The sequence below is a fragment of the Paraburkholderia sp. SIMBA_030 genome (assembly GCF_046535245.1).
Classification (GTDB): domain Bacteria; phylum Pseudomonadota; class Gammaproteobacteria; order Burkholderiales; family Burkholderiaceae; genus Paraburkholderia.
Map to the genome: position 1 here is coordinate 1 of NZ_JAWRXB010001205.1, position 250 is coordinate 250.

The window sequence follows — 250 nt, forward strand, 5'->3', positions numbered from 1 at the left end:
GACGGCGCGGCATGCCGGACAGATTGCGCAACGTCAGCCTCGAAATCTTCAGCGGGTCGGCGAGCGGCACGTATTGCAGCAAGTCGAGCGCGATGCCATTCGCCTCGTGTTCAAAGCGGCTATAGCCATGCCCGTGACGCGCCACATACGTCCCGCCGTCGCGGATTGGCAACGCGGTGGCGCCCCATACATCGCCAGTGACTTCGTCGCGCACATAGATGGCTTCGCCGGCCGGGTCTTCGACGGGGTC

1 protein-coding gene is annotated in these 250 nt (G+C 64.8%); it reads right to left on the bottom strand.

What is annotated here, in order from left to right:
- The coding region (locus SB772_RS43855) for a hypothetical protein (RefSeq protein ID WP_410839010.1) at positions 1 to 250 on the bottom strand (250 nt) is incomplete at both ends.